This window comes from Corynebacterium sp. HMSC074A01, from assembly GCF_001831515.1.
In the GTDB taxonomy this organism is placed as follows: Bacteria; Actinomycetota; Actinomycetes; order Mycobacteriales; family Mycobacteriaceae; genus Corynebacterium.
In genome coordinates, this window is the sequence record NZ_KV825615.1 from 118128 (window position 1) to 134129 (window position 16002).

At 67.7% G+C, this 16002-nt stretch carries 14 protein-coding genes; 7 read left to right on the forward strand and 7 right to left on the reverse strand.

Going from position 1 to position 16002, the window contains the following annotated elements:
- Positions 1-39 precede the first annotated feature (39 nt).
- The 5 genes from HMPREF2550_RS04310 (at position 40) to HMPREF2550_RS04330 (ending at position 4475) form a co-directional block, all read left to right on the forward strand.
- A complete protein-coding gene (locus tag HMPREF2550_RS04310; RefSeq protein ID WP_070789935.1) occupies positions 40-933 on the forward strand; it encodes a MetQ/NlpA family ABC transporter substrate-binding protein in 894 nt (297 codons plus the stop codon).
- Positions 934-965: 32 nt separating this feature from the next.
- Positions 966-1856, forward strand: a complete 891-nt coding sequence (locus HMPREF2550_RS04315) for a MetQ/NlpA family ABC transporter substrate-binding protein (protein ID WP_070789936.1) — start codon at positions 966-968, stop codon at positions 1854-1856.
- Positions 1856-2887, forward strand: a complete 1032-nt coding sequence (locus HMPREF2550_RS04320) for a methionine ABC transporter ATP-binding protein (RefSeq protein ID WP_070789937.1) — start codon at positions 1856-1858, stop codon at positions 2885-2887. Before HMPREF2550_RS04315 ends, HMPREF2550_RS04320 begins: the two co-directional genes overlap by 1 nt.
- Positions 2884-3564 (forward strand): methionine ABC transporter permease, encoded by a 681-nt coding sequence (locus tag HMPREF2550_RS04325; RefSeq protein ID WP_038588584.1) that lies wholly within the window; start codon positions 2884-2886, stop codon positions 3562-3564. Before HMPREF2550_RS04320 ends, HMPREF2550_RS04325 begins: the two co-directional genes overlap by 4 nt.
- Before the next feature lie 131 nt (positions 3565-3695).
- Positions 3696-4475 (forward strand): HAD family hydrolase, encoded by a 780-nt coding sequence (locus HMPREF2550_RS04330; RefSeq protein WP_083319775.1) that lies wholly within the window; start codon positions 3696-3698, stop codon positions 4473-4475.
- Here HMPREF2550_RS04330 and HMPREF2550_RS04335 read toward each other — a convergent pair.
- The 3 genes from HMPREF2550_RS04335 to HMPREF2550_RS04345 are packed head-to-tail and all read right to left on the reverse strand — an operon-like array spanning position 4441 to position 7634.
- Positions 4441-5373 (reverse strand): sucrase ferredoxin, encoded by a 933-nt coding sequence (locus HMPREF2550_RS04335; RefSeq protein ID WP_083319790.1) that lies wholly within the window; start codon positions 5371-5373, stop codon positions 4441-4443. The genes HMPREF2550_RS04330 and HMPREF2550_RS04335 overlap by 35 nt on opposite strands.
- A 29-nt stretch (positions 5374-5402) precedes the next feature.
- Positions 5403-6932, reverse strand: coding sequence for a Y-family DNA polymerase (locus HMPREF2550_RS04340; RefSeq protein WP_070789943.1), 1530 nt, complete (start codon positions 6930-6932; stop codon positions 5403-5405).
- Complete coding sequence (locus tag HMPREF2550_RS04345) at positions 6933-7634, reverse strand: hypothetical protein (protein WP_246819759.1); 702 nt, start codon at positions 7632-7634, stop codon at positions 6933-6935.
- A gap of 114 nt (positions 7635-7748) precedes the next feature.
- Here HMPREF2550_RS04345 and HMPREF2550_RS04350 point away from each other — a divergent pair, with 114 nt between their 5' ends.
- Complete coding sequence (locus HMPREF2550_RS04350; protein ID WP_038588575.1) at positions 7749-8156, forward strand: hypothetical protein; 408 nt, start codon at positions 7749-7751, stop codon at positions 8154-8156.
- On the opposite strand, the gene HMPREF2550_RS04355 is transcribed toward HMPREF2550_RS04350, so the two are convergent.
- Positions 8153-8821 (reverse strand): response regulator, encoded by a 669-nt coding sequence (locus HMPREF2550_RS04355; protein ID WP_070790209.1) that lies wholly within the window; start codon positions 8819-8821, stop codon positions 8153-8155. The genes HMPREF2550_RS04350 and HMPREF2550_RS04355 overlap by 4 nt on opposite strands.
- A gap of 10 nt (positions 8822-8831) precedes the next feature.
- Positions 8832-10037, reverse strand: coding sequence for an ATP-binding protein (locus HMPREF2550_RS04360; RefSeq protein WP_070789947.1), 1206 nt, complete (start codon positions 10035-10037; stop codon positions 8832-8834).
- Positions 10038-10159: 122 nt separating this feature from the next.
- On the opposite strand from HMPREF2550_RS04360, the gene HMPREF2550_RS04365 reads away from it, so the two are divergent.
- A complete protein-coding gene (locus HMPREF2550_RS04365; protein WP_070763187.1) occupies positions 10160-11278 on the forward strand; it encodes a PspC domain-containing protein in 1119 nt (372 codons plus the stop codon).
- 16 nt (positions 11279-11294) lie between these two features.
- On the opposite strand, the gene guaA is transcribed toward HMPREF2550_RS04365, so the two are convergent.
- Complete coding sequence (gene guaA / locus HMPREF2550_RS04370) at positions 11295-12848, reverse strand: glutamine-hydrolyzing GMP synthase (RefSeq protein ID WP_083319776.1); 1554 nt, start codon at positions 12846-12848, stop codon at positions 11295-11297.
- A gap of 43 nt (positions 12849-12891) precedes the next feature.
- A complete protein-coding gene (locus HMPREF2550_RS04375) occupies positions 12892-15933 on the reverse strand; it encodes a Rib/alpha-like domain-containing protein (RefSeq protein ID WP_141760524.1) in 3042 nt (1013 codons plus the stop codon).
- Positions 15934-16002 lie beyond the last annotated feature (69 nt).

Here is a 16002-nt window from a genome sequence, read left to right on the forward strand (position 1 = left end):
CCCGTCAAAGGTTCCCTAAAAGTCTTAAAAGGAGACTCCATGCGTATCTCGCGCACCATCGCCACGATCGCGGCCTCCGCTCTCGCAGCCACCAGCCTCGTCGCCTGCTCCACCGAGTCGGACGACGCCACCAACAACGAGGCCGGCGGCGACGAGAACGTCACCGTCAAGATCGGCACCACCGACGCCGACCAGAAGGCCTGGTCCGTCTTCTCCGACCTGGCCGCGGAAGAGGGCATCGACCTGGACATCGTCCAGTTCTCCGACTACGCCCCGGTCAACGAGGCCCTCGCACAGGGCGAGCTGGACCTGAACAAGTTCCAGCACATCCTCTACCTGGCGTCCTACAACGCGGACTCCGGCAATGACCTGCAGATCGTCGGCTCCTCCGAGATCTACCCGCTGGCCCTGTTCTGGAAGGACCACGACTCCCTCGACGGCATCGAGGGCGAAGAGATCGCCATCCCGAACGACGACACCAACCAGGGCCGCGCCATCAACGTGCTGGTCCAGGCTGGCCTGCTCAAGCTGAAGGACGGCGCAGACGAGCTCGCCCCGGCTCCGGTGGACATCGACGCTGAGGCGTCCAAGGTCTCCGTCGTGCCGGTGGATGCCTCCCAGACCCCGTCGGCATACGGCGAGGGCCGCCCGGCGATCATCAACAACTCCTGGCTGGACCGCGCTGGCATCGAGCCGGGCGACGCGATCTTCCAGGACGATCCGGGCTCCGAGCAGGGCGAGCCCTACATCAACGTCTTCGCCGCTCGCGCCGAGGACAAGGACAACCCGACCTACACCAAGCTGGTTGAGCTGTGGCACGACCCGGCCGTGACCGAGGCCGTCCAGGAGGACTCCCGCGGCACCGCCGTCGAGGTCACCCGCCAGGCCGACGAGCTCAACGACATTCTGCAGCGCCTGCAGGAGCAGAAGTAACCCCCGCCCCTTTAAGCGAAGGAATCAACCACATGCGCTTCAACCGTATCCTTGCCGCGGCAGCGGCCTCCGTTGTCGCCACGACCAGCCTCGTGGCCTGCTCCTCCGATTCCGCCTCTGAGGCGGGCGGTGCCGACGGCGAGGCCGTCACCGTGAAGATCGGCACCACGGATGCTGACATGCTGGCCTGGACCGCCTTCGAGGACGAAGCTGAAAAGCTCGGCATCGACCTCGACATCGTCCGCTTCTCCGAGTACCCGCAGGTCAACCCGGCGCACGTCGAGGGCCAGATGGAGGTGTCGAAGTTCCAGACCATCAACTACCAGGCACAGTACAACGCTGACTCCGGCGAGGATCTGCGCATCATCGGTTCCGGCGAAATCAACGTGCTGGGCCTGTACTGGAAGGACCACGACTCCCTCGACGGTATCGAGGGCCAGGAAGTGGCCATCCCGAACGACCCGTCCAACCAGGGTCGCGCCATCAACGTGCTGGTCCAGGCTGGCCTGCTCGAACTGAAGGAGGGCACGCCGAAGCTCACGCCGACCCCAGTCGACATCGACGAGGCTGCCTCCAAGGTCAAGGTCGTCGCAGTCGACGCCTCCCAGACGCCGAACGCGTACAACGAGGGCCGCCCGGCCGTGATCAACAACAACTGGCTGCAGCGCGGCGGCATCGACCCGGCATCCTCTGTGGCCGCCGACGACCCGAACTCGGAGCTCGCGGAGCCCTACATCAACGTCTTCACCGTCAAGGCCGAGGACGTAGACAACGAGACCTACGCCAAGCTCGTTGACGCGTGGCAGTCCGACGCGGTGACCGAGGCCCTCAACGAGGACTCCAACGGCACCGCCGTGCAGGTCAAGCGCTCCCCGGAGGAGCTGAACAAGATCCTCGATGAGCTTGTGGAGGAGTACAAGTAATGCCAGCTACCGGCACCCGGATCGAGTTCCGGGACGTATCCAAGGTTTTCAAATCCGGCAACCGCGAAGTCACCGCCGTCGATGGCGTCACGCTCACCGTTGAGCCGGGCGAGATCCTCGGCGTCATCGGCTACTCGGGTGCCGGTAAATCCACGCTGGTCCGCTTGATCAACGGCCTCGACGCCCCCACGGGCGGGCAGTTGCTTCTCGACGGCACCGACGTCGTCGGCAAGTCCGAACGCCAATTGCGCAGCATCCGCCGCAACGTCGGCATGATCTTCCAGCAGTTCAACCTCTTCAATTCGCGTACTGCCGCTGGCAATATTGAGTACCCATTGAAGCTCGCGGGCGTCGAGAAGCAAGAGCGCGCACGTCGCGTCGAGGAACTGCTCGACTTCGTGGGCCTGGCCGAGCGCGGCAAGAACTACCCCGAGCAGCTCTCGGGCGGGCAGAAGCAGCGCGTCGGCATCGCACGCGCCCTGGCCACCAACCCCTCGCTGCTGCTTGCCGACGAGGCGACCTCCGCGCTCGACCCCGAGACCACCCAAGAGGTGCTCGAGGTGCTGCGGCGCGTCAACGAAGAGCTCGGCATCACGATCGTGGTCATCACCCACGAAATGGACGTCATCCGCTCCATCGCCGACAAGGTCGCCGTCATGGAGGCCGGCAAAGTAGTCGAATACGGCAGCGTCTACCAGGTCTTCTCCGACCCGCAGACCGCCGTGGCCCAGCGCTTCGTCTCCACGAGCCTGCGCAACACCCCCAACGAGGTCGAGGCACAAGAGCTTCTCGACGCCGCACCCGGCCGCCTCTTCACCGTCGACCTCTCCGAGGACTCCGGTTTCTTCGGGGCCGCATCCAAGGCCCGCGAGGCCGGCGTGAGCATCCAGCCGGTCCACGCCGGCATCGCCACCCTGCAGTCGCACTCGTTCGGCAAGATGACCGTGCGGCTCAACGGCAACGACGAAGCCATCAACGAGTTCCTCCACACCCTGCAGTCCACCACCGACATTGAGGAGATCACCCGATGAACGAAATGATCCTCGCCGAGCCCAACTGGGACCGCCTCGGCCCCACCTTTGTCGAATCCATCGGCGACACGCTGTGGATGGTGGGCATCACCATGGTCGTCGGCGGCATCTTCGGCCTGCTGCTCGGCATCTTCCTCTACACCACCCGGCCCGGCGGCATCCTGCAGAGCTCCCCGGTGTACTGGATCATCAACATCGCCGTGAACTTCTTTAGGCCGATCCCGTTCATCATCATGATCGCCATGCTCTACCCCATCACGCTGTCCGTGGTGGGCACGACGATCGGCCGCGGCGCCGCCACCTTCGTCATGTGCTTCTCCGCCACGTTTACCGTGGCCCGCATCGTGGAACAGAACCTGGTGGCGATCGACCCGGGCGTGATCGAGGCGGCCCGCTCCATGGGCGCAGGCCCGTGGAAAATCATCACCTCGGTCATCCTGCCGGAGGCGCTCGGCCCCTTGATCCTGGGCTACACCTTCATCTTCATCGCCGTGATCGACATGTCCGCGATGGCCGGCTACATCGGCGGCGGCGGTCTTGGTGACTTCGCCATCGTCTACGGCTACCGCCAGTTCGAGCCGCAAGTGACCTGGGCGGCCGTGATCGTCATCGTGCTCATCGTCCAGCTCGCGCAGCTGCTGGGCAACGTGCTGTCGAAGAAGGTCATGCGCCGGTAGGTGTCCGCCGGGCCCCGTAAACAGCGCAAGTTGCAGCTCGTTTATCGCCGATTTTCGGGGATAAACGCTGTCCAACTTGCGCTGTCTACGTTTCCCGAAGCCCGTTTCGCACACCCCGTAGACTGACCAGTATGAAGATCGCGGCCTTTGACTTCGACGGCACTCTCCACCACCCCGGCGACCCCAACGGCGGCTTCAACCCCGCAGACCTCGCCGCCATCCAGGCCTGGCGCGAGGCCGGCCACCTCGCCATCTCCGCAACCGGCCGCTCCCGCTCCGCCCTGGCGTACGGGCTGCGCGGCAGCGGGCTTTCCTTCGACTACCAGGTCCTTTCCAACGGCGCGTCCGCCGCCACTGGCGATAACCGCGAGCTCATCTTCGGCTACACCATCGACACGGACGTGCTCCACAAAGCGATCGACGCCTTCGGCGAGCGCGCCGGTCTGGCTGTCTACGGCACGACAATCGGCCCCATCGACGGCGTCTTCGCCGACAACACCGGCGGCATCAGCCACTTCACCGAGCACTTCACCCCCATGACCCGCGCCGACATCCCGGAGCACGAGTTCGCGGTCGTGCCGCTCTGGGTGCCAGACAACGAGTCGCTGCGCCGCGAGGTCGTGGCCTGGGCCGAGTCACTTGACGGGGACTACACCGTGGCGCAAAACCAGGAGTACGTGGACATCATGGCCCCGGGCCGCACGAAGGGCTCGGGCGTTATCGAGCTCATCGAGCGCCTCGGCTTCGACCGCGCCGACGTGGAGCTCTACACCTTCGGCGACTCGTGGAACGACATGTCCATGCACGCCATCGCGGACCACTCCTACAGCTTCGACCACTCTCCGGCCGACGTCCGCGAGGCCACGGACCACGTGATTAGTCGCGTGGCGGACGCGCTGTCACCGCGGTAGGCACCCAGCTCTCGTCGGTCTTCGCGGGCTTGCCACACGAGGGCACGACCCCGGCGACCTCTTTGCGCGCCAGTTCCACGGTGTATGAGGCCCCCTGCTTATCGACGCGCACATATCCCCCATCACCCGCCACCGCCACATCCGTGACTTCCAACTCGCCGTAGCGCACCTGCTCGCCCGCACGCGACAGTTCGGCGGCGACCGCTACCTCGGCGGCCTGGGCGGGCGCGCTGAGTGTGCCGCGGCCGCGGTTGCCGGGCACGAAGTACTCGCCGCGCAGCGCTGCCTCCAGCATGGCGTCGGTGGCCTCGAACGTCATCCGGCCGAAGCTGTAGGCCCAGGGCAGAAGCAGCATCGTCGGGGCGAAGCGGTGGCCCTTGATGTGCGAGGTCTCCCACACCACGTCGTTGCCCTGGCCGAATGGGTACTTCTCCACCAGCTTGTTCACCAGGCTGCGGCCCTTCACCGCGCAGCAGCGGTCACGCTTGGCGTGCGTGCACACGAGCAGCAGCGGCTTGGTGCGCGCTACCGCGCCTTCGTTTTTGCCGGGGCCAGACAGGTCGAGCGCCAACAGTTCTTCGGGCGCGTCGATGTGCATAACCTCGGTCGCGCCCTCCTCAGCGAAGACGAGGTAGACGTGGTGGTCCTCGATCTGGCGACCCTCGCGCGTTGGGTGGCGGATGAGCAGCAGGGAGGCGTCGTACTCGGCCAGGTGCGCCTTGAGTTTCTCGGTGAGCTCCTCCCCGAGCGTGCCGCCGTCGAGGACGTCGTGGGTCCAGGCGTGCGGCCACTCGAAAAGCACGTACGTCGAACCCGGCTTCGCGGTGCCGGGCAGCGACTCAACCTGGACGTCGGAGCAGAACACGTCCGGTGCGCTGGTCAAAGTTTCCTCACTCATGCCCACCACCATACAACCTTTAGGGTGCCCTAATACACAGCCTCGACGCGCCAGCTGCGCCGGGTCCACACCAGCAGCCATGCCTCCACCCCACGGTCCGATTCGCCCACGACCTGGAGGCGTGCCACGCGCTGGCCGGACGCGCCCCACCAGCCCTCGTCCACGGGCCAGGGGCCGGCCCAGCCCGTGACCAGATACTTGTGCGCGCCCCAGGCCAGCGCGTAGGGGTCGGCGGACAGGAGGGCTTCGGCGGTGACGGTGATGGGGTTCGCGTGGGCGTCGATAAGCATGATGCGCGAAGCCGGGTGGTCGATGCCGCCGCCGAGGCGGGCGGGCAGCGGTGCGGGGATCGCGCCCGGCCAGGGCTGGGCGGCGGTGGCGGGCGGCTGCTCGCCGAAGGGGGAAAACGCGATGCGCTCGGCCACGCCGCGGCCGCCGACGGCGCGCGGCTGCACCACCGCGTCGATGCCCAGCTGGGACTGCACGCGCTCGATGACGCGGCGGGCCCCGTCGCCCGCGCTGCTGCGGAAGAGCTCGCGCTCCTCGGGGATGGACAGCTCGAGTGGCTCCAAGATGAGCGAGGTGATCGCGCCGGCGCCGCCGCGGGTGAGCCAGCCGTCGAGCTGCCAGCGGACGCGGTCTGCGGTCGCGGACTCGGAAAGCGCCTCGCGGGTGCGCCAGACGCGTTCGACGCGCTCGCCGGTGGCCAGCTCCGCGATCACCTTCAGGCGCAGGCAACTGGCTCCGCGCTCGGCGAGCTTTTCGTGCAGCGTGGCGGCGAGCGCGCGGGCGGCGAAGGCGGCGGCGTCGACGCGTTCGATCGCATCCTCCGGGGTGAGCCCGACCGCGAGATCCGCGGCCGGGAGTTCGGGCGCGACGCGGCGATCCGGGGCAGCGCGCGCGATGCGGTGGATGCGCATCCCGCCGGCACCGAAGCGGGTGGTCACCGCCTGCGGCGGCAGCTGCGCGAGCTGGCCTAACGTAGCAATCCCCAGCTGGCCGAGCGCGTTGACGGTCGCGATATCCGCCCCGAGTGCCACCTCTGCAACCAGGACGCTCAGCGGTTGTTCGGCCAAGAACTGTGCGGAGGCCTCCGGTGCGACGAGCTGGGAGCTGCGGGTGGCGATCACGGCGGTGGCCAGCTCGTCGGCCGCGCCCGCGAAGGCCTCGATGCCGCTGCGCTGGGCGGCGTCTAACAGCATCTCCAGCGCCGTGTCCTCGTCCCCGTGGAAGCGGGCCGCGGCCTGCAGGTCCACCGCGACGAGTCCGGGGCGTAGGACCTCGACGGAGGCGGCGACGTCGTCAAGACTGCCGGCGAGCGCGGCGAACATGCGCCCGTCGCGGTCCGGGTTGTCGTCGACCACCGTCAGCTCGGGCGCAAGCGCCTGGGCGTTGCGCACCCGCATCCCGCGGCGCACCCCCGCCCGGCGCGCGGCCTGGGAGCAGACCTTGATCCGGTGCTGGGCGGCAATCGCCACCGGCTCGCACAACGCATCGCCTGCGTCCAGGGTGGCGGCTTGCACGGGCCAGTCGGGGAACCACAGCGCCGCCACCCGCATTTAGGGCACCGCCTTCAGGTGGCGCTCGACCACGGCCTCGCGCACCGGCCCAGTACCGAGCGTGAGCGTTGCCGTCGCGCCCGGCCAGCCCTTCGCGGTAGCGCGCACGCGCACGTCGATCCCCCGGATGCGCCCTGTGCCCCGACCGATGCCGTGGAATTGCGCGACCTGCCCGCTGATGCGCAGCGCGGGCGAGGGCACGGCCACGTTGACCGCCGCGAGTGCCGCATTACCCTTGCGTAGCCGCGCGAGCAGCGGCCGGGCACGCACGGGGCTTAAGCGCAGCTCCGTCCGGGTGCGCAGCACCACCAGGTCAAGGCCTTCGGCGAGCACACCGGCAACGGTAAGGTCCTCGATGCCCGGCTCCGGCACCGCGATGACCCGCTCGAGCGCGCCCGCCGACATGCCCGCATACGACAGTTCGGGCCACCCGATCACGCCCACGGTCCCGCCCTTCCCGGCGACGCGGTCGAGCAGCTCGACCACCAGCGCGGGCGTGTCGCTCACCTGTGTGACAGCGCGGCGCGGCAAGCCCCCACCCGGCAGCACCTGCGCCAGCCCGCCGTCCACGGAAAGTACACCCTCGCCCGCCACGACCTGCGGCGCAGCCTCGCCACCCAGCTCCGCCATCCGGGCGCGTAGCTGGGCGATCTGGGCATGCCGGTCTCCGCCAGCAGCCTGTCGAATAGGTGTTCCGTTCACACCGAACAGTATGCACCCCACCCCGAACACGAGCAACCACCAAGGTCGCAAGCACTTTCGAACGCGCGAGCTTTCGCTTATCGACGCCACGCCCACCTGCTACAGTAACTGCCCATGATGCCCGCCGACATCCGCTCCCGTGTCACCCCCATCCCGACCCCGCTTGCCGTCCGCGCCGCGGGCGCCGCCGGGGCGGCGGGCTCGGTCGCCGTCATGGCCTCTGCTGCCCCGATCGCGGTCCGGGCAGGGCTTGCGCTCGTGTGCATCGCGGTCGCGCTCGGGGTGACGTTTGCGCACCCCTACCGGCGCGAGATGCGTGAGTACGCGGCGCGGAAGGGGGCGTCCACGGTGGCGTCGATAAGCATGCTCGTGCCGCTGATGCTGTGGTGGCTGCTGCTCATGCTCGCGCCACTTGCGCAGTGGCCCACGTGGGGCGCGCTGGTTGCGTTCGTGGGGCTGTTCGCGCTCGCGTGGCTGCTGTTTCCGCACGTCGACGGGTCGCGGCGGCTCGCCTACGCTTAATCCAGATCGCGGTCCGCGGCCCAGCGGGTGAGCTGGTGGCGGTTGGAGGTCTGCGTCTTGCGCAGGATATTCGACGCGTGCGTTTCCACCGTCTTCACCGAGATGAACAGCTGCTTGCCAATCTCCTTGTAGGTGTAGCCACGCGCGAGCAAGCGTAGAACCTCGAGCTCGCGGCGGGTCAGCGCGTCGACGGCCGGGTCTTCCACCTTGACCGGCTCGCCCGCCGGGTCCTCGACCACCCCACCGGAGGCGAAGGCGTCGAGGACGAAGCCGGCCAGGCGCGGCGAGAAGTACGCATCCCCGCCGTGGACGCGGGCGACGGCCTCGGCAAGCTCCGCGCCGTCGATGTTCTTGGTCACGTAGCCGCGGGCACCGGCGCGGATGAGCGCGATCACGTCCTCGGCAGCGTCGGACACGCTGAGGCACAGAAACTTCACGCCCGCGTCTTCCTGTTGCACAGTGCGCAGGACCGCCAGGCCGCCGCCGTCGGGCATATGCACATCGAGCAGCACGACGTCCGGCGCGGTTTCACGGATGCCCTCGACCGCGTCGGCGACGGTGCCGGCCTCGCCGACGATGTCAACGCTGTCGGTCTTCTCCGCCAGCTCGGCGCGCACGCCGGCGCGGAAGACGGAGTGGTCATCAACGAGAAAGACGCGAACCATACCCATAAGGCTAACTGGGTGACAGCGTCAGCTCTACTTCTGTGCCCTGACCCGGCGCTGACGTGATCCGGGCGGCGCCGCCGGCGCGTGCCATGCGGCCGACGATGGAATCGCGCACCCCGTGGCGGTCCTCGGGGATCGCGTCCTGGTCAAAGCCCACGCCTCGGTCGCGCACGAACACGCTGAGCTCGCCGCCGAGGTGCTCGGCGTAGACGTCAATTGCTTCAGCGCCGCTGTGCTTGGCGGCGTTGACCATCGCCTCGCGCGCGGCCAACGCCAGCGGCTCGTTGTCCTCCGTCAGCGCCGGGTCCTCGCCCACCGTCACAGGCCTGATCACCACGCCGAAGGCGTCCTCGACCTCCCCGGCTGCCAGGTTGAGCGCCTGGAAGAGGGTGGACGGTTGGGCTGCGGCGTGCTCGGAGGCGTCGAAAAGCCAGGCGCGCAGCTCACGCTCCTGGCCACGCGCAAGGCGGGCGACCTCCTCAGGTCGATCCGCCTGCTTCTGAATCAGCGCGAGGGTCTGCAGCACCGAATCGTGCAGGCGGGCGGCGATCTCCGCGCGCTGATCCGCCACCGCCTTCGCCTCGCGCTCCGCAAGCAGCGAGGAGGTCAGGCGCATCAGCAGTGGGATGACCAGCACCGCCACGCCGCACACGGTGACCAGCACGGCGACTACCACGCCGGCGATCCCGGCGCTCTCGCCCAACACCGCTATTGCGAGCACCCCGCCCATGACCAGCAACGCGCCCACCGACAAGGTGAGCACGTTGGCAGTCGAGCTCATTTCCCGGTCGTAGGCTTGCAGCGCGAGCACCGCACCAACGATGAACAGGCCCACGAAGAACACGACCGAGGTCCCCACGCCACTCGACGCCTTCAACGAGACGAGCGCGCCCGCGATCGCCACCACCACCAGCACCAGGTTCACCACGCGTGCCCAGCCCTTCACCTTCGACGGCTCAGGCGTAACCACGGGTTCATCGTCCGCGGGCTTCGGCTCCAGCGGGGTGGTCATCCACAGCGCCGCGTAGGCCAGCGCGCCGACACCACCTGCAAACGCGCTGAGGATGAAGAAGAGGCGCACCCAGCGCTCCTCTACCCCGAAATAGCGCGCCAGCCCGGAGGCGATGCCGGCGACCATGAGGTTGCGGCGGCTCCGGGTAAAGCGCGGGTACAGCGCCGGTGGCTCGGCTGCATATGGGGCGGGTTTCGACATGTCCCTCATTGTTCCACCCACACCCACAAAGCGAATCGGGGACAACCCTGAGTTTTACGCACACGCAAAGTTCAGGGCTTTTCCCGATGGTCGCGCCCACGTTTCCCGGCGATAATGGAGGCATGGACACGACGAACACCTTCTCCAAGATGTGGGCAACCCGCCCGCCCCGCATCCCGAAGGACCAGGGCGGCAAAGCGGTCATCGCCGGCGTGGCAGAGGGCTTCGGCGCACGCTTCAACATCGACCCCATCCTCATCCGCATCGCCTTCGTCGCACTCACCCTCTGCTTCGGCGGCGGTATCTTCCTTTACCTGTTGTGCTGGATCAACATGCCCCGCTTCGGCGTCCCATTCAGCCCTTTGTCCGCCCTGGCGACCGGCGAAGGCAATGTCGCTCGCGAGTCGGAAACGGGCAAGGATGAACGCAGCCTCGCCATCTGGCTTCTGATCGGCTTAGTCGTCTTCTTCCCCTCGCTGTCCTACGCCAGCGACGGCACCACCATCTACAGCGCAGCACTCACCTTCGCGCTCTTCGGCCTGGGCTGGTACCTGCTCTACCAGCGCTGTCCCGAGCCGCCCGCAGGTCTGCTCGTGCCCCAGCAGGAGCGCCCGCTTAACGACGCCCACCCGTCCCCCACCACCGACTACGGCACCAACGCCGGCGCCCCATCCGAGAGCCCCTACGCACAGTCCGCCACCGCGAACCTGAGCACGCCGCCGGACTTCCCGCACCCGTCCACCCCGCCGGAGTGGGACCCACTGGGCGCGGCGCCAGGTCTGTGGCACCTGCCGGATCCGGCCGAGCCGACGCCGGAACCTGCGCAAACTAAGAAGCGCTACTGGCTTTGGATCCCTGTCGCTATCGTCGCGACAGCAGCGACCCTGTGGACGATGGCCGTACTTAACTCACTGCGCATCGGCGCAATCGGAGACTACGGGGTTGCAAATGTCTCCGCCTACAGCGCGGAGGCTATGCGGGAATACAAGCACAACATCGGCGAGGCTCGGATCGACCTTTCGCGCATCGAGCCGCTCGATGAGCCCGTGACAATAGAACTGCGCAACGGCATCGGCAAGATCGACCTCAAACTCCCTAACGACGTCCCGTTCGTGGTCAATTGCGATGCCACCATTGGTAGCGCCAACTGCCCAGAAGGAAAGCAAAACGCGGACAAGGACGGCGAGCTTCTCACGATTAACGTGAAGCAGCGCATCGGTTCCGTGTCCGCGGATTACTAAGGGAGGCTCGCGGGAGTTACTCCCACTCGATGGTCCCCGGCGGCTTGGAGGTCACGTCCAGCACGACGCGGTTCACATCAGCGACCTCGTTGGTGATGCGGGTGGAGATCACCTCGAGCGTCTCGTACGGCAGGCGCACCCAGTCCGCGGTCATCGCGTCTTCCGAGGCGACGGGGCGCAGCACGATCGGGTGGCCGTAGGTGCGGCCGTCGCCCTGGACGCCGACCGAGCGGACGTCGGCAAGCAGCACGACCGGGCACTGCCAAATCTGGTCATCGAGGCCGGCCTTGGTCAGCTCCTCGCGCGCGATCGCGTCGGCGGCGCGCAGGGTTTCCAGGCGCTCCTGGGTGACCTCGCCGATGATGCGGATGCCCAGGCCCGGGCCCGGGAAGGGCTGGCGGTTGACGATCGCCTCGGGCAGGCCGAGCTCGCGGCCGACGGCGCGCACCTCGTCCTTGAACAGGAGGCGCAGCGGCTCGACCAGCTCGAACTCCACGTCGTCCGGCAGGCCGCCGACGTTGTGGTGGCTCTTGATGTTCGCGGTGCCGGTGCCGCCGCCAGATTCCACCACGTCCGGGTACAGGGTGCCCTGGACAAGGAAGTCGACGCTTTGGCCCTCGAGCACACCCGCTACTGCCCTTTCGAAGGAACGGATGAACTCCGCGCCAATCGCCTTGCGCTTCGCCTCCGGCTCGGTCACGCCGGCGAGCTTGCCTAGGAAGGCCTCGCGCTCGTCCACGGTGACCAGCTTCGCGCCGGTGGCGGCGACGAAGTCGTTTTCCACCTGCTCGCGCTCGCCCTGGCGCAGCAGGCCGTGGTCCACGAACACACAGGTGAGACGGTCGCCGATTGCGCGCTGCACCAGCGCCGCAGCGACGGCGGAGTCCACACCGCCGGACAGGGCGCAGATCGCGTGGCCCTCGCCTACCTGCGTGCGGACCTGCTCGATGAGCTGCTCCGCGATGTTGGACGCGGTCCAGTTCTGCTCCAGACCAGCAACCTCGGTGAGGAAGCGGGTGAGCACTTCCTGGCCGTGCGGGGAGTGCATGACCTCGGGGTGGTACTGCACGCCAGCGAGCTTCTTGTCCACGCACTCGAAGGCTGCCACGGGCGCGCCTGGGGTGGACGCGGTGACGGTGAAACCCTCCGGTGCCTCGGTGACGGAGTCGCCGTGCGACATCCACACCGGGTGCGTTTCCGGGGTGCCGGCGTGCAGCACGCCGCCGGAGATGTCCATGTTGGTGCGGCCGTACTCGCGAGCGCCGGTCTCAGCGACCTTGCCGCCGAGCGCCTGCGTCATGATCTGGAAGCCGTAGCAGATGCCGAAGATCGGCAGGCCCAGCTCGAAGATCTCCGGGTCCAGCTGCGGGGCGTCTTCGGCGTAGACCGAGGACGGGCCGCCAGAGAGCACCAGCGCGGCCGGGTTCTTCTCGCGCACCTCAGCGGCGGAGATTGTGGACGGGACGACCTCGGAGTACACGCGCGCCTCGCGCACACGGCGGGCGATGAGCTGCGCGTACTGGGCGCCGAAGTCGACGACTAATACGGGACGTGTTTGCGGTGTAGTCACGGGACAGATTCTAGCCCACTGTCCACTCGCGCGACGACGCAGCCTACTCCGCGGCCGTCGATCCTATCTGCCCCTGCGCCTGGCCCGCCGCAAGCACAATGCTCAGCGCAACAATGCTGCTGGTCACCACCGCGCCGGCGGCGGCAGCCCCGCCCAGGTTGAAACCTGATCCGGCCAGCGCCTGATCCAGCGGGCGCACCGCCTCGGGAGGCAGCGCGCGCAGCTGCGCGTCCAGCTGCTCCAATGCAGGCGTGAGCCCCGGCACCGCGGTCTGCTGCGCCAGCGCAATCGGGATGAGCAGCATGAGCGGGCTCATCGCAAGCGCAAGGCCCCTGCTTATCGACGTCCCACTCGACCCCTCCCCAGGCACCGTCGGTAGTGGCGTCTGCACCTGGGCTGTCTGGGTTGGCTGGGTTGGTTGCGTCGTCGGCGCTTCCGTCGGCGCGGTCGGGGTGGTTGGGACGGCTGGGGCCGCAGTCGTGGGCTGCGGTGCTGCGGTCGGCGTCGCCGTGGTTGCGGACGTGCTCACCGTTGCCGACGGGGCGCTCGTTGTCGCACTCGTTGCCGCACTCGTTGCCACAGTCGGTGTCGCAGGTGGCACAGTGCTCGTTTCCGCGCTCAGCGCAGGCACGGTTGTCGTGGGCTCCAGTGCCTCGCCGGGCGTGACCTGCGCGTTGAACTCCGCGTCCGCGTGGCTGCCATCCGGGAACCACAGCGAGATCTGCACTGCGGCGTGCTCGTCCGCCTTGGCGTTTTCCGGTGGGGTGAGGGTGATGGTGCCGGCGCCGTCGATAAGCTCGATGCCCCACTCGGAAGGGCCGGAGGCGGAGATGGCCGTGCCCTCCGGCAGCGGATCGCCCGTGTTCGCGGCGCGCAGCAGGTGCCCGCGCGGCCCGGCGACGTCCTCCCAGTTCACCGAGAGGCTTTCTGCCAGCGAGCGCATCCGCACCGTCACCACCTGCGTGTCGGTGCTTTCGTCGCTGTAGGTCGCGGTGATGCGCAGGCGCGCCGTGTCGCCGGGCTTCGCGTCTGGGCCCGGGGTGACTTCGACGGTGTCGCCGTCGACGGCGGTGTGCCACGACGGGGCGTCGAGAAGCGATGCCTCGACCACCGCATCGATAGCATCGCCGGAGTTGCGCACCGTGAGCTGCTCGCCCCACGGCGCGGAGGTGTCGGCCCACGACGGGTTGAAGCGCTCGCTGACTGTGCGCAGCGTGACCGGGATTTCCACGACGCGAACGTCGCCGCGGCCATCCTCGGCGCGCACCGGCACCGTGGTCTCCCCGCGCGGCAGGTTCGCGCTCGGGGTGAGCACCACCGTGCCATCGGGAGCGACCTGCGCCCATTCTGGCGTTGGCGTGCCGTCGGCATCCGTGGCCGGCGCGAATGTCACGTTGCGCACCTGCGGTGCTGGCACCGTCAGCGACTCGCCGCGGGTGAGCTCCTGGGCCGGGTAGCGCACCGCGTCGACGGTATCGCCCTCCGGCGCAACGACGGTGACGGTGAATTCGTCGGTACCGATGCTTCCAGGCACTGCCTCCGTGGAATCCGGATACCGCGTGGTCACCGTAAACGTCGCGGTCGTGCCAACCGGGGCGTTCGCCGGCGCAGTGACCTCGATGCTGCCGTCTGGGCGTGCGACGGCTGCAAAGCCCTCCGCATCGGTGCGGGCCGTGGCCTGTGCCCCGTCCAGCAGCGTGCCCGACTGCGGCACCTCCAGGCGCGTCGTGCCGCGCGCCACCTGCGCGTTAGCCCACGCGGGCTGCGCCGTGGACGCCAAGGGTGCCACGTGCACCGGCACGTGAAACTCAGGCGAGACGGTCCTGTCCTTAAACGTCACCCGCATTGGTACCTCGTGATCCCCCAAGTGCTCCGCTGTGCGCGGGCGCGCCACGAGCTGGCCGCTGGCGGCATCCACGCTGATCCAATCGGTGTAGGTGGCGCCGTCGCCGTCCAGCACCGAAAACTCCGGGTCGACGGGTTGCTCCGGCAGGCCGTCGATGCCTGCAGAGTCGAACGTGGGCAGTGGGATTGCCGCCGCGCGGCCAGTGACCGTCGAGATGTGCTCGGCTGGGCGGACAACGTAGTTGTCATTGTCCGGCAGCCGGTTGAAGAACACGTACAGCGGCACGACGTCCCACACGTCGCCCTCCGACCACGTGAACTGCTGCCCCTCACGAGGCGACCACCGGAAGCGAATCGGGACGTTGCCTCCGCGGTAGCCCTGGATATTCAGCTCTTCCAGCTTCTTGTGCGCGTGGATCTTGAGTTCCTGGAACTCGCCCTCATCGTCGGTAATGACCTCGGTGGTCACGTAATCCAGCAGCGGATTGTCCACGTGCGGCTGCGGTTCCACGGTGAGATCCGCGTCCCACACCCCACTCGGCCAGAAGCCAGGGATCTCGCGCTCGATGCACTTTACGTCTTCGGCCCCCGGCTTGTCTCCGCACGTAACCTGCGGGTCCTTCCAGGAAATGTCCTCGCGCGTGAGCGTAAGCGTCTGCCCCGGTGTCAGGTGTAGGGGGCGGCGGGGAAAGCGCGGTTCTTCCAGCGTGGCCGGGTTGTTGTACAGCAAGTAGCTGGTCCAGTTGTTAAACAGCGCGACGGAGATGTGCTGCGTCCACGTATTGTCGTCCGGGAAGGCCACCTCCACCTTCAGCGTATAAAGCTTCTCCGGTACCGTCTTCTTGCTGTAGCGCAGCTTCTTGTACTCAAACAGATCCGAGGTAACAGTCACCCGGCCGGTGTCCGGGTCCACGTCCAACCACTCAGGGCCGTCCACCTTCTTGTACGTAATACCCTCGGGCGGGTCGATCAGCTGGTACTCCGGGGAAAACTTCGCGTACACCGGCGGGCGAAACCCAATGCCCCGCTCCACCTCCGAGCGGATGAGATACAGCCAGTTGCCAAACTCGGGGCGGTAGGAGGCGAACAGCGGGTATGCAAAGGTGCCAGCCGGTTCGAGCAGCATGTCGGTGCCGCCGCTAGGTTCCTCCGACGCGGTAGCCGTAAGCGCGATACTAGGGGCGCACAATGCGCAGGTCGTGAGCACGGCAAGTGCGGAACGGGCAACCCGGGAAGCCATCTGCAATTCTCCTACTCTTCTGCGGCGGTGCCTTACACACGCGCGCGAAAAGGAGCTGACGTGTTGGCC